Source organism: Roseburia yibonii, assembly GCF_014297335.1.
Lineage (GTDB): Bacteria > Bacillota > Clostridia > Lachnospirales > Lachnospiraceae > Roseburia_D > Roseburia_D yibonii.
In genome coordinates, this window is record NZ_JACOQH010000009.1 from 21,371 (window position 1) to 33,532 (window position 12,162).

Annotated in this window: 12 protein-coding genes, 1 tRNA gene and 1 pseudogene; all 14 read left to right on the forward strand. The window is 40.4% G+C overall.

Annotated features, from left to right (window positions below; all coding sequences use genetic code 11):
• The first annotated feature begins 284 nt into the window (after positions 1-284).
• The 14 genes and pseudogenes from H8Z76_RS11370 to tet(O) all read left to right on the forward strand — a co-directional run bounded on the left by H8Z76_RS11370 (position 285) and on the right by tet(O) (position 12,156).
• Positions 285-1,052, forward strand: coding sequence for a ParA family protein (locus H8Z76_RS11370; RefSeq protein ID WP_147619346.1), 768 nt, complete (start codon positions 285-287; stop codon positions 1,050-1,052).
• 1 nt (position 1,053) lies between these two features.
• Positions 1,054-1,953 (forward strand): ParB/RepB/Spo0J family partition protein, encoded by a 900-nt coding sequence (locus tag H8Z76_RS11375; RefSeq protein ID WP_147619347.1) that lies wholly within the window; start codon positions 1,054-1,056, stop codon positions 1,951-1,953.
• A gap of 38 nt (positions 1,954-1,991) precedes the next feature.
• Positions 1,992-2,507: a DUF4446 family protein gene (locus tag H8Z76_RS11380; RefSeq protein WP_147619348.1), complete on the forward strand. Its 516-nt coding sequence runs from the start codon at positions 1,992-1,994 to the stop codon at positions 2,505-2,507.
• Between the two features lie 6 nt (positions 2,508-2,513).
• Positions 2,514-3,398 carry a DUF3881 family protein gene (locus H8Z76_RS11385; protein ID WP_022514268.1) on the forward strand — a complete coding sequence of 295 codons (885 nt, stop codon included), beginning with the start codon at positions 2,514-2,516 and terminating at the stop codon, positions 3,396-3,398.
• Positions 3,399-3,817: 419 nt separating this feature from the next.
• Positions 3,818-3,891, forward strand: a tRNA-Arg gene (locus H8Z76_RS11390).
• A gap of 326 nt (positions 3,892-4,217) precedes the next feature.
• The gene (locus H8Z76_RS11395) at positions 4,218-5,183 is read left to right on the forward strand and encodes a ParB/RepB/Spo0J family partition protein (RefSeq protein ID WP_117754071.1); all 966 of its coding nucleotides are present in this window, start codon (positions 4,218-4,220) and stop codon (positions 5,181-5,183) included.
• A 14-nt stretch (positions 5,184-5,197) separates the two neighbouring features.
• A complete protein-coding gene (locus tag H8Z76_RS11400; RefSeq protein WP_186982548.1) occupies positions 5,198-5,983 on the forward strand; it encodes a ParA family protein in 786 nt (261 codons plus the stop codon).
• Positions 5,973-6,875, forward strand: a complete 903-nt coding sequence (locus H8Z76_RS11405) for a ParB/RepB/Spo0J family partition protein (RefSeq protein ID WP_186982549.1) — start codon at positions 5,973-5,975, stop codon at positions 6,873-6,875. Before H8Z76_RS11400 ends, H8Z76_RS11405 begins: the two co-directional genes overlap by 11 nt.
• Before the next feature lie 78 nt (positions 6,876-6,953).
• Positions 6,954-7,952: a DUF6017 domain-containing protein gene (locus H8Z76_RS11410; RefSeq protein ID WP_186982550.1), complete on the forward strand. Its 999-nt coding sequence runs from the start codon at positions 6,954-6,956 to the stop codon at positions 7,950-7,952.
• Between the two features lie 9 nt (positions 7,953-7,961).
• On the forward strand, positions 7,962-8,258 hold the full coding sequence (locus H8Z76_RS11415) for a hypothetical protein (RefSeq protein WP_005334864.1): 297 nt from the start codon (positions 7,962-7,964) through the stop codon (positions 8,256-8,258).
• A gap of 7 nt (positions 8,259-8,265) precedes the next feature.
• The gene (locus tag H8Z76_RS11420; RefSeq protein WP_186982551.1) at positions 8,266-8,670 is read left to right on the forward strand and encodes a hypothetical protein; all 405 of its coding nucleotides are present in this window, start codon (positions 8,266-8,268) and stop codon (positions 8,668-8,670) included.
• 473 nt (positions 8,671-9,143) lie between these two features.
• Positions 9,144-9,401: pseudogene (locus H8Z76_RS14015) on the forward strand (L-2-amino-thiazoline-4-carboxylic acid hydrolase); the annotation flags it as partial.
• A gap of 94 nt (positions 9,402-9,495) precedes the next feature.
• Positions 9,496-9,870 (forward strand): TnpV protein, encoded by a 375-nt coding sequence (locus H8Z76_RS11435; RefSeq protein ID WP_001129922.1) that lies wholly within the window; start codon positions 9,496-9,498, stop codon positions 9,868-9,870.
• A 366-nt stretch (positions 9,871-10,236) separates the two neighbouring features.
• Entirely contained in the window at positions 10,237-12,156 is a 1,920-nt protein-coding gene (tet(O), locus tag H8Z76_RS11440) for a tetracycline resistance ribosomal protection protein Tet(O) (protein WP_117477955.1), read from the forward strand.
• The last annotated feature ends 6 nt before the right edge of the window (positions 12,157-12,162 follow it).

Consider the following 12,162-nt stretch of genomic DNA (forward strand, 5'->3'; position numbering starts at 1 on the left):
CGCGCGCGAAAGTGTGCGGTAAGCGCACACTTTATTTTAATGATGACGAGGAAAATGGAAGCCGCATTTGCACGAGCGTCCATTTGGCGACCGTTTGTCAGAGCGGGATGAGGAACACATCACGTCCATCCCCTCTTTTGTGTCCCGCGTTGTAATTGCAATAATCCAAAATGTTTCACGTGAAACACTTATATTTGTGTGGCAAAAAAATATGCAGAGTGTTATAATAAAAAAGTACATTTTTTATAGGTAATCGGAGAGTACTGGATGAGAAAGGATTTTGTATGGGTAGAGTAATAGCGATTGCAAATCAGAAAGGCGGAGTAGGAAAAACTACGACGGCAATCAATCTGTCAGCCTGCCTGGCGGAAGCAAAGAAAAAAGTATTGGCAATAGATCTGGATCCACAGGGAAATACAACGAGTGGATTAGGGGTGGATAAAAACGAATTAGAAAATACCGTATATGAATTGATGCTTGGGGAGTGTACGATAAAGGAAAGTCTGACGAAAACAGAAATTGAAAGTCTGTATCTGATACCGTCCAATGTAAATCTTGCCGGAGCAGAGATTGAATTACTTGGGATCAATGACAAAGAATACATATTAAGAAATGCAGTGGACTATATCAAGGATGATTATGATTTCATTATTATCGACTGCCCGCCATCCTTAAATATGCTGACAGTAAATGCGATGACAACTGCGGATACGATTCTGGTTCCGATACAGTGTGAGTACTACGCGCTGGAAGGACTCAGTCAGCTGATCCATACGATTGACCTGGTACAGCAGAGATTAAATCCACATCTTCGCATGGAAGGGGTAGTCTTTACCATGTATGATGCAAGAACGAATCTTTCCCTGCAGGTTGTAGAAAATGTAAAGAATAATTTGAATACAACAATCTATAAAACCATTATTCCGAGAAACATCAGACTGGCGGAGGCCCCGAGTCATGGTTTGCCGATCAATCTGTATGACAGCAAATCTGCGGGAGCAGAGAGCTATCGTTTACTGGCACAGGAAGTGATAGGAAGAAAGGATATTTAAAATGGCGGCAAATAAACATGCACTTGGTAAAGGATTAGATTCACTGATCGCAAATAAAGTGGGAACAGCTCCTTTAGCAGAAAATAAGAAAAGTGAAGAAAAACCGGCGGAAGTAAAGGTGAAGATCTCTAAGGTAGAGCCGAACAGAGAACAGCCGAGAAAGAATTTTGATGAGGATGCACTGTTGGAACTGGCGGAGTCTATCAAACAGTTTGGAGTATTACAGCCTCTGCTGGTACAGGACAGAAAAGATTATTACGAAATCATTGCCGGTGAGAGAAGATGGCGTGCCGCAAAAATCGCGGGACTCAAGGAAGTACCGGTTATCATAAAGAAACTTACAGAGCAGGAAATGGTGGAGATTTCTCTGATTGAAAATATCCAGAGAGAAAATTTGAATCCAATCGAAGAAGCACTTGCATATAAACGCCTGTTGAATGAATTCAATTTGAAGCAGGATGAGGTTGCGGAACGTGTGTCAAAAAGCAGAACGGCTGTAACGAATTCCATGCGTCTGCTCAAATTGAATGAGAAAGTACAGCAGATGGTGATCGATGATATGCTGACGACGGGGCATGCCCGCGCGTTGCTTGGAATCGAGGATCAGGAAAAGCAGTATGTGGTTGCACAGCAGATCTTTGATGAAAAACTCAGTGTCCGTGAGACTGAAAAACTGGTTAAGAAGATTCAGAAAGAAAAGAATCTCCCGGAGAAGAAAAAAGAGGAGCTGGATGAACAGGTAGCGCTGGCATACCATGATGTCGAAGAGAAGATGAAACTGATTCTTGGAACAAAGGTCAATATTCGGGCAAAGGATGATAAGAAAGGCAAGATCGAGATCGAGTATTATTCGATGGATGAATTCAACCGGATTTTTGAAATGATGCAGAAAATACATTAAGTAGCAGACTGACGAAACAGAAGAAAGAGGAAAATTAGATGAACATAGCAGATTATCTTGGAATTACTTTGGATTATGCGGTAATTGCGATTGCTGTATTGATGTTGCTGGTGCTCATTTTGATCATTGTTATGATCGTAAATGTAGTACAGATGAAAAAATTAAAGAAGAATTACCGTATTTTTATGGATGGCAAAGACGCAAAGACACTGGAAGACACTTTGATCAAAAGACTGGATCAGGTAGATACCCTGCTTGCGGCGAACGATGAGAACGCGAAGAATATCGAGAGACTTTTCGCAAACATGAAATTTGCTTTCCAGAAAGTAGGACTTGTAAAGTATGATGCATTTCACGAGATGGGTGGAAAACTGAGTTTTTCCCTGGCTCTGCTCAATGAAACAAACGACGGTTTTATTATCAATGCAATGCACAGCAGAGAGGGATGCTATACTTATATCAAAGAAATCGTAGACGGAAATTCAATTATTGTACTGGCGGATGAAGAGCAGGAAGCGCTTGATATGGCAATGAAATCAAATTCTGAGGAGTAACAGTATATGCATAGTTTTTTGAGAGCGATCGGATTTGGAAATTTAAAGAAGAATAAAGAAATCGACGATCTGCTCAATGAAGTGATTGAAAAACCGACCAGACTGCAGGTCGCAAAGGATTCCAATGGAAATGAGTTTACGGAATTTTCGCGTGAGTTTGGCGGCTGCATCGGAATAACAGCCTGTGGGGAATACGGAGACGACGGGGAATTTGAACTCGATTATTATTATCCGTATTTCTGCGGAACCGAAGGTGCAACGACAGCAGGAGTGGAAGTGGAAAAACATTCAGAAAAGGAATCTTATGCCGGAATCTGTGATGATATGAAGCTTGGGGTTACGTTGATCTTTTATTTACAGAACGCAGCGGATTTCCTCAACGAAAAGAGTCATGGAAGAAAAAATTTCAATTCCCTGACGGCGACACTCTCCGCATTATCTTTGGAGGGAAAGATCTTACTTCCAATCAAAAAGAGTGAGAAGCAGATCGCGGATACCAAGAAGAACAGTCAGAACAGAAATCATCTGATCGCCGCGGCAAGAGAAGGGGATGAGGATGCGATCGAGAATCTGACACTGGAAGATATCGACACCTATTCCATGATCTCACGGAGGATTGTGAATGAAGATATCCTTAGTATTGTGGATACATACTTTATGCCGTATGGAATTGAGAGCGATCAGTACGCAATCCTCGGAGAAATTCTGACCACGAGTCTGATCAAAAACAGCAGGACAGAGGAAGATATTTATGTCCTTACGATAAACTGTAATGATCTGATCTTTGACCTTTGCATCAATAAAAAGGATCTGATGGGAGAACCGGCACCGGGCAGAAGATTTAAGGGAAATATCTGGATGCAGGGGCATATCAATTTTGAGGAATTTTAAAGGAAGAGATTTTGAAATTGACTTTGCAGGGACAGATTGATATAATAAAAGATGTCTGCAAAGTTTGTTCTCATAGTTAAATGGATATAACAAGCGCCTCCTAAGCGGTTGTTCAATCCTCACTATTTACAATTTCATTTGATATACGCGCCAATAGCTCAGTTGGATAGAGCGTCCCCCTCCTAAGAGAAAGCCGAGGCATTCCCCAAAGGGAAAAAATGAAAAACAACTTTCAGTTCGAATCTATTCTGAAAAATGCTAATGGTGACAACAAAGCATTCCCCAAATGGGGGAACGTTTTAATGTTACCAAATCGAAAAAATCTGTAGATTGACAACTCGAAGAAGAGTTGATAATCTTATATATGGCCGAAGGGAAAAATCCCAGAAACCCAGTAAAATCAAGGGTTTGCGGCATGTGTCGTCATAGCTCAGCTGGATAGAGCACTCGCCTCCTAAGCGAGGGGTCGGAGGTTCAAATCCTCTTGGCGACGGGCTTCAAAGCGTTCGAAAATGTTAGCTGGATTAGCTGACAGCGAACGCTTTTGTTATTTTCTAATCACGTTCGTGACATGATTTTCCATTCAAAATAATCAATTTCCAGCTAACGCAATCCGATTTTTGTTAGCTGACAGCTAATCAAAATTACCGGTTTGCAAACATGGGTTTTAGGAAGTCCAGCTAACATTTGGGTTCCGCTCTGTTGTCACCCCTTATTCGGGGATGTAAATCAGAGAAAAGGCGGGAAAAGAAACAATCTCTCCCAAACCTGCAAACATGAATTAGCTGAAGCAGTATTCAATTCTATTAGCTACAGCTAATAGTCAAACAGCAATGTCTGTTTGGAACTTTACTATCTATAAAAGTTCCAGGCAGGCATTTTTTATTTCCTGAATCCTGGAGGAAAGGAGTCAAGATGACTGAACCAAACAGACAATCAGGAGAAAACGAAGAAAGAATCATAGAAATTGAGATTGAGCGTCTTCGTCCGTTCAAAGAGCACCCGTTTCAGGTAAAAGATGATAAGGAAATGTTTCTTTTGCAGGAAAGCATTGAGAAGTATGGAATTTTAAATCCGTTAATCGTCAGACCAGTACCGGATGGATACTATGAGATCATATCCGGTCACAGAAGAAAACATGCTGCGGAGAAACTGGGATACCGTAAAGTACCGGTAATCATCCGGGTATTAAGTGAAGATGATTCCATCTTGAGCATGGTAGATTCCAATCTTCACAGAGAACGGATCAGCTACAGTGAAAAAGCTTTTGCTTACAAACTGAAGAATGACGTATTGAAAAGAAAAAGTGGTCGAAAAAAGAGCCAAGTTGACCACAAAACACCAAGAAAGCGGGCAATAGAGATCATCAGCGAGGATTGTGGTGATAGTCCAAAACAAGTGCAGCGTTATATCTCACTGACAAAACTGATACCGGAAATGCTGCAGAAACTGGATGATGAGATTATTTCTTTTTGTCCGGCTGTAGAGATAGCAGCATTAAGTGAAAAAGAGCAAAAGGAATTGCTTGTAGCAATGGAGTATGCACAGGCGATCCCATCACTCTCACAGGCACAGAGGATCCGGCAACTGAGTAAAGAAAAACAGTTGTCACTGGAAAAGATGGAAGAAATCATGTGTGAAGTGAAAAAGGGTGAGATCACAAGAGTGGCATTCACAAACGAGCAGTTACACAAGTATTTTCCAAATTCTTATACACCGGCAATGATGAAGCGGGAAATACTGGCATTGTTGAAATTATGGAAAAAAGAATCATGGGAAAGTTAAAGGAGGAAGAAATCATGTGTAAAGTTATATCCGTAGTAAACCAGAAAGGTGGCGTTGGAAAGACCACCACAACCGTAAATGTAGGCATTGGACTGGCAAGAGAAGGTAAGAAAGTGTTGCTGATCGACGCGGATCCACAGGGAAGTTTAACCGCAAGTCTTGGATATGAGGAACCGGATGCTCTTCGCATCACACTGGCAACTATTATGATGGACGTCATCAATGAAGAAGAAATCTCTCTGGAAGATGGAATCTTACATCACCAGGAAAATGTAGATCTTCTTCCGGCAAATATTGAGCTTTCTGCCCTGGAAGTAACGATGGGAAATGTTATGAGCAGGGAAATGATCATGAAGGAATATATCGATGCGATAAGATCCCGATACGATTATATCCTGATCGACTGTATGCCGAGCCTTGGTATGATGACGATCAATGCACTGGTCTCTTCTGATTCTGTTCTGATACCTGTGCAGGCCGCATATTTGCCTGTTAAAGGACTTCAGCAGCTGATCAAAACCATTCTTACAGTAAAGAAAAGACTGAACCGAAAACTGGCGATTGAGGGCATTCTCCTGACTATGGTAGATTTCAGAACCAATTACGCAAGGGACATTGCATCGAGAGTACATACAACCTACGGAAGCCAGATTGAAGTATTTGAAAATGTGATCCCGATGTCTGTAAAAGCTGCTGAGACCAGTGCAGAGGGAAAAAGTATCTATATGCACTGCCCGAAAGGAAAAGTTGCAGAGGCATATAAGAACTTAACACAGGAGGTTTTGAAAAATGAAAAATAGAAGTGGCGAAAAGATTAAACTGGCAAGCATTGATGAACTGCTGGGTGTGGTAAATGAAGAATCTGCAATGGAGATAGAGATTAGTAAGATCCATCCGTTTAAAAATCATCCGTTCAAGGTGCTGGATGATGAAAAGATGCAGGATCTGGTTGAAAGTGTAAGGATCAATGGAGTACTGACACCGGTATTGCTTCGCATGGATGAAAATGAAGAATATGAAATGGTATCCGGTCACAGAAGAATGCATGCAGCACAGCTTGCAGGACTTACAACTATCCCGGCAATCGTAAGAGAATTATCAGATGATGATGCCATTGTGGCTATGGTGGACGCTAACATTCAGCGAGAGGAACTGTTGCCCAGTGAGAAAGCCTTTGCTTATAAGATGAAACTTGATGCAATGAAAAGACAGGGGAGTCGGACAGATTTAACTTTGTGCCAAAGTGGCACGAAGTCGAGAACAGATCAGTTATTAGGAGAACAGGTTGGAGAAAGTGCACGAAGTGTTCAGCGTTATATCCGACTGACAGAATTAATTCCGGAACTTCTTGATCTGGTAGATAACAAAAAGCTTCAGTTCACGGTTGCTGTTAATATCTCCTATATCGATAAGGAAGTACAGGAATGGATTTACGAATATATTAGCGACACTGGATTTATCAAGCCAAAACAGATTGCAGCACTCAGAAATCAACTGAATGATGGGCCAATCAATCAGATTCAGATGTTATCAATTTTCAATAACTGTGTGATGGCAAAGAAAGTATCCCGGTCTCTCACATTCTCGGAAAAGAAACTGACAAAGTACTTTCCGGATGATTACACAGCCAAAGATATGGAACAGGTGATTGAATCATTATTAGAAAAATGGATGCAGGAACAGTCCTGTTAAAGATAGAAAAAGCTAAGAAAACAAAGTCAAAGAAGTTTAAAAAGAGGACTTCTTAGCAGAAAATGAAAGGAGGAAATTATGGAGAAAAAAATGACATTTAATTATTTTTACGGTACCGAAGCTGATCAGTTCAGCTTCTACCGTATACCAAAAGCATTATTTACAGACAGGTATTTTAAAGATTTATCGAGCGATGCTAAAATTTTATATGGACTGATGTTGGATCGAATGTCTCTTTCCATCAAGAATCAGTGGTTTGACGACAAAAACAGAGCATATATCTACTTTTCCATCGAAGATATCATGGAATTACTGAACTGTGGCAGAAATAAAGCCATTAAATCCATGAGAGAACTGGATGACGAAACAGGAATTGGTCTGATTGAGAAACGCAGACAGGGATTTGGAAAGGTGAACGTTATCTACGTGAAAACCTTTATGCCTGAGAAAACAGATGAGAAAAAATTTGGAGAGGAATTAAAGAAGTTTAAAAAACAAACTTCTGTGGAAAATGAGGAATCTACAGAAGTTTACAATTCAAACTTCATGAAGTCCCAAAATCAAACTTCTAGAAGTCCCGAAAACAAACTTCAAGAAGTTTACATTTCAAACCCTAATAATACTAATCTTAGTGATACTGAAATGAATGATAATAAATCTAATCCTATCATATCTGTGGATGAGAAAAGATTTGATAGCGATAATCACTCTGAGAATTATCAGGCTTATGAAAACCTTGTCAAGGAGACCATTGATTATGAATCACTGGAAATAACCCATCATGACGATATGCGACAGGTAGATGAAATCGTGAACCTGATCGTAGAGACTGTGATGTGTAAAAACGACAAGATCTTGATTGCCAGCAACTGGTATCCGGCATCACTGGTGAAGAAAAAATTTCTGATGCTGACCTATTCACATATCGAGTATGTCTTACACTGTATGAGTGGTAATACCACAAAGGTGAAGAACATCAAGAAATATTTATTAGCAGCCCTGTTTAATGCACCGTCAACGATGAACGGGTATTATCAGGCAGAGGTGAACCATGATATGCCAGGACTGGTAAGATAGGGGGTGTACATGTTTATTTTAAAACTTGCTGGGAAGATATTATTACTGCCGGTATGGCTGATCCTTTTTGTGATCGGCCTGGCAGTGAAGATGACAGTACAGACTTATGCGGTTGTCAGAGGAATCCTTGGGTTTATATTCACTTTGTTGATTATAGCGACTGCATACTGTTATCATGACTGGGTACAGGTTGCATTTCTATTTTCGCTGAGTGTAATTCTGTATCTGATCCTGTTTGCAGGAGTATTCGTGGACACTGTACTGGACATGACAAGAGAACGTATTATTGATTTTATTATATCGTGAGGAGGATATGAAAATGAGCGAAAACAATGATTATATTCAGTTACCACCACTTAAAAAAGACATACCGTCCGATGTGGTAGCATTTATGTGGGAGTACATGAAAGTACCGGAGGATTCAAGAGAAAAAGTTAAGAACCTGCTTAAAGATGCAAATGAAAATGGCGTAAAATTAAGTCATCAGGCACCAACACTGTATGATGTTGTCCCAAAAGAAGAAATTGCTGAATTTGAAGAGCTTATGCGCAAAACCATAGCTGACATTGTATCAGAAGCCAGTAGCGTTGCCTGTTGGGTGTATGTGCAGAAATACGTGAAACAGAAAACTCTTGACGAAATGCTGCAAGAATTGCCAGGAGCAGGCCAGTTCATCATTGTTATGAATACCTGGTTCGAAAGACTGATGGCGGATTAATAGAAGTTGTGATAGAATGAAGGAAGCGATTTGAAGTGCAAATCGGAATTTTTATAAAGGAAACAGGCCAATTGCGATAATATAGGAGAAAATGTATGCATGGATATTACCAAAAAAATCTAAAAAAATGGCATAAAACTTTAAATTCTTACATGAATTATATCAGCTATGAACTAGAGTCGCTTACTGGGCAGTCTTATGATACCCTCATTCAAGAAATTTGGACAAACTATCAGGCGGAGATGTTAGAAAGATTCCCTTACATTGGCGGAGATGCTGCCAGCGGAACAAAGAACCTTATCGGAGCTTACATGTTTGTGAGCATGGGTGAAGTATTAAAAAAATATGGTGTTACGACAGCGCAGAGCGGTCACCTGATGATTCTGATTTATGAGCGTCAGTTTACAAAGATTCCGTCTTTTTTACGGAGCATCATGGGTAAAATCTTTACTAATCCCCGATTTCTTACAAAAATGTTCCTAAAAAAGGATAGGAAGAATGCATTAAACGCTGCGCAGAATCCCGGAAGTTTCGAGACACAGACACAGATTCCACCAGAAAAGGGGTATGATTTCAGTTATCACAACCTCGTTTGTCCGCTAGCGGATTTTGCAAAAAAATACGGATATGAAGAATACATGCCTTACATCTGTAATCTGGATTATGTCATGTTCGGTATTCTGGGTGCCCCACTGTACAGAGAGCATACCTGCTTTGATGATGGTGATTATTGTGATTTCAAGTTGAAACTTTCTGCCAAACCGATGGATGTAGGACGGATTTTGCGGACATTCAAAATAAAAAAGAATGTGGAGGTAACAGACAATGGCAAAATCATTATTTGAGGAACTGGGCGGCAAATACGAAAGGCAAGGGGATTATTTGATACCGTGCTTAACTGTACCCGCCGAAGAAGAACAGGCAATAGGCATCTGGGGGCAACGGCATTTAGATTATCTAAAACAGTACCGTAAAGTTACATACACCAATCTTCTTACAAGCGGCAGGCTAAACGCCTACCTTGCCGACATCAACAGACAGGCACAGGAACGCTTTGAAAGGCTCATAGAGGGTATGAAACAGGCACAGGGCATAACGGAACAGCTAAAGGCAGAAAACGCCTTAGAATGGACAGGATGCCTCAATAACATAAGGGCTTGTGCGAGGGAGATTGTGGAAAAGGAAATTATTTTTGCATAAACAGATGATTAGTGGCAGGGGGAAATCCTGCCGCTTTTTCTGCTTTAGTTTGTCAGCTTGACAAATAAAGGGTTAAGGAATATAATTAGATTCAGTATTATACAAGGAGTTAATAAATATGCGGCAAGGTATTCTTAAATAAACTGTCAATTTGATAGTGGGAACAAAAAGTAGCAGTCCCGTTTCACTTTTAATATGGGGCTTAGTTTTTTGTACCCAGTTTAAGAATACTTTTATCATGTAATTTTATATGCCCGAAAACATATAAGTGTTTTGGGGCTATTGGAGTTATTTACCCAGTGATAGGAGTATTTATCACTGGGTATTTTTATGCCCTTTTTTGGGTGTTGATAGGAGGAAAATCACATGAAAATAATTAACTTAGGCATTCTGGCTCACGTTGACGCAGGAAAGACAACATTAACGGAAAGTTTATTATATACCAGTGGTGCAATTGCAGAACTAGGGAGCGTAGATGAAGGCACAACAAGGACAGATACAATGAATTTGGAGCGTCAAAGGGGAATCACTATCCAGACAGCAGTGACATCTTTTCAGTGGGAGGATGTAAAAGTCAACATTATAGATACGCCAGGCCATATGGATTTTTTGGCGGAAGTATACCGTTCTTTATCCGTTTTAGACGGAGCAGTATTATTAGTTTCTGCAAAGGATGGCATACAGGCACAGACCCGTATACTGTTTCATGCACTACAGACAATGAAGATTCCGACAATCTTTTTCATCAATAAAATTGACCAAGAGGGGATTGATTTGCCAATGGTATATCGGGAAATGAAAGCAAAGCTTTCTTCGGAAATTATAGTGAAGCAAAAGGTTGGGCAGCATCCCCATATAAATGTAACGGACAATGACGATATGGAACAGTGGGATGCGGTAATTATGGGAAACGATGAACTATTAGAGAAATATATGTCAGGGAAACCGTTTAAAATGTCAGAACTGGAACAGGAAGAAAACAGGAGATTCCAAAACGGAACGTTATTTCCCGTTTATCACGGAAGCGCTAAAAACAATCTGGGGATTCGGCAGCTTATAGAAGTGATTGCCAGTAAATTTTATTCATCAACGCCTGAAGGTCAATCTGAATTATGCGGGCAGGTTTTTAAGATTGAATATTCAGAGAAAAGGCGGCGTTTTGTTTATGTGCGTATATATAGCGGAACATTGCATTTGAGGGATGTTATTAGAATATCTGAAAAAGAGAAAATAAAAATCACAGAGATGTGTGTTCCGACAAACGGTGAATTATATCCATCCGATACAGCCTGCTCTGGTGATATTGTAATTTTACCAAATGATGTTTTGCAGCTAAACAGTATTTTGGGGAACGAAATGCTGTTGCCGCAGAGAAAATTTATTGAAAATCCTCTCCCTATGCTCCAAACAACGATTGCAGTAAAGAAACCTGAACAGCGGGAAATATTGCTTGGGGCACTTACAGAAATTTCAGATGGCGACCCTCTTTTAAAATATTATGTGGATACTACAACGCATGAGATTATACTTTCTTTTTTGGGGAATGTGCAGATGGAAGTCATTTGTGCCATCCTTGAGGAAAAATATCATGTGGAGGCAGAAATAAAAGAGCCTACTGTTATATATATGGAAAGACCGCTTAGAAAAGCAGAATATACCATCCACATAGAAGTCCCGCCAAATCCTTTCTGGGCTTCTGTCGGGTTGTCCATAGAGCCGCTCCCTATTGGAAGCGGAGTGCAGTATGAAAGCAGAGTTTCACTTGGATATTTAAATCAATCGTTCCAAAATGCGGTTATGGAGGGGGTTCTTTATGGCTGCGAGCAGGGGCTGTATGGATGGAAAGTGACAGACTGTAAAATCTGTTTTGAATATGGATTGTATTATAGTCCTGTAAGTACCCCCGCAGACTTTCGGCTGCTTTCCCCTATCGTATTGGAGCAGGCTTTAAAAAAAGCAGGGACAGAACTATTAGAGCCATATCTCCACTTTGAAATTTATGCACCGCAGGAATATCTCTCACGGGCGTATCATGATGCTCCAAGGTATTGTGCAGATATTGTAAGTACTCAGATAAAGAATGACGAGGTCATTCTGAAAGGAGAAATCCCTGCTAGATGTATTCAAGAATACAGGAACGATTTAACTTATTTCACAAATGGGCAGGGAGTCTGCTTGACAGAGTTAAAAGGATACCAGCCAGCTATTGGTAAATTTATTTGCCAACCCCGCCGCCCGAATAGCCGTATAGATAAGGTTCGGCATATGTTCCACAAGTTAGCTTAACAGCTT

What these genes read in the sequence shown, in the direction of transcription:
- H8Z76_RS11370 (WP_147619346.1), top strand. Translation starts at nt 285, where the DNA reads ATGGGTAGAGTAATAGCGATTGCAAATCAGAAAGGCGGAGTAGGAAAA.
- H8Z76_RS11435 (WP_001129922.1), top strand. Translation starts at nt 9,496, where the DNA reads ATGGCAAAATCATTATTTGAGGAACTGGGCGGCAAATACGAAAGGCAA.
- H8Z76_RS11410 (WP_186982550.1), top strand. Translation starts at nt 6,954, where the DNA reads ATGGAGAAAAAAATGACATTTAATTATTTTTACGGTACCGAAGCTGAT.
- H8Z76_RS11380 (WP_147619348.1), top strand. Translation starts at nt 1,992, where the DNA reads ATGAACATAGCAGATTATCTTGGAATTACTTTGGATTATGCGGTAATT.
- H8Z76_RS11375 (WP_147619347.1), top strand. Translation starts at nt 1,054, where the DNA reads ATGGCGGCAAATAAACATGCACTTGGTAAAGGATTAGATTCACTGATC.
- H8Z76_RS11405 (WP_186982549.1), top strand. Translation starts at nt 5,973, where the DNA reads ATGAAAAATAGAAGTGGCGAAAAGATTAAACTGGCAAGCATTGATGAA.
- H8Z76_RS11400 (WP_186982548.1), top strand. Translation starts at nt 5,198, where the DNA reads ATGTGTAAAGTTATATCCGTAGTAAACCAGAAAGGTGGCGTTGGAAAG.
- H8Z76_RS11420 (WP_186982551.1), top strand. Translation starts at nt 8,266, where the DNA reads ATGAAAATGAGCGAAAACAATGATTATATTCAGTTACCACCACTTAAA.
- H8Z76_RS11415 (WP_005334864.1), top strand. Translation starts at nt 7,962, where the DNA reads ATGTTTATTTTAAAACTTGCTGGGAAGATATTATTACTGCCGGTATGG.
- H8Z76_RS11385 (WP_022514268.1), top strand. Translation starts at nt 2,514, where the DNA reads ATGCATAGTTTTTTGAGAGCGATCGGATTTGGAAATTTAAAGAAGAAT.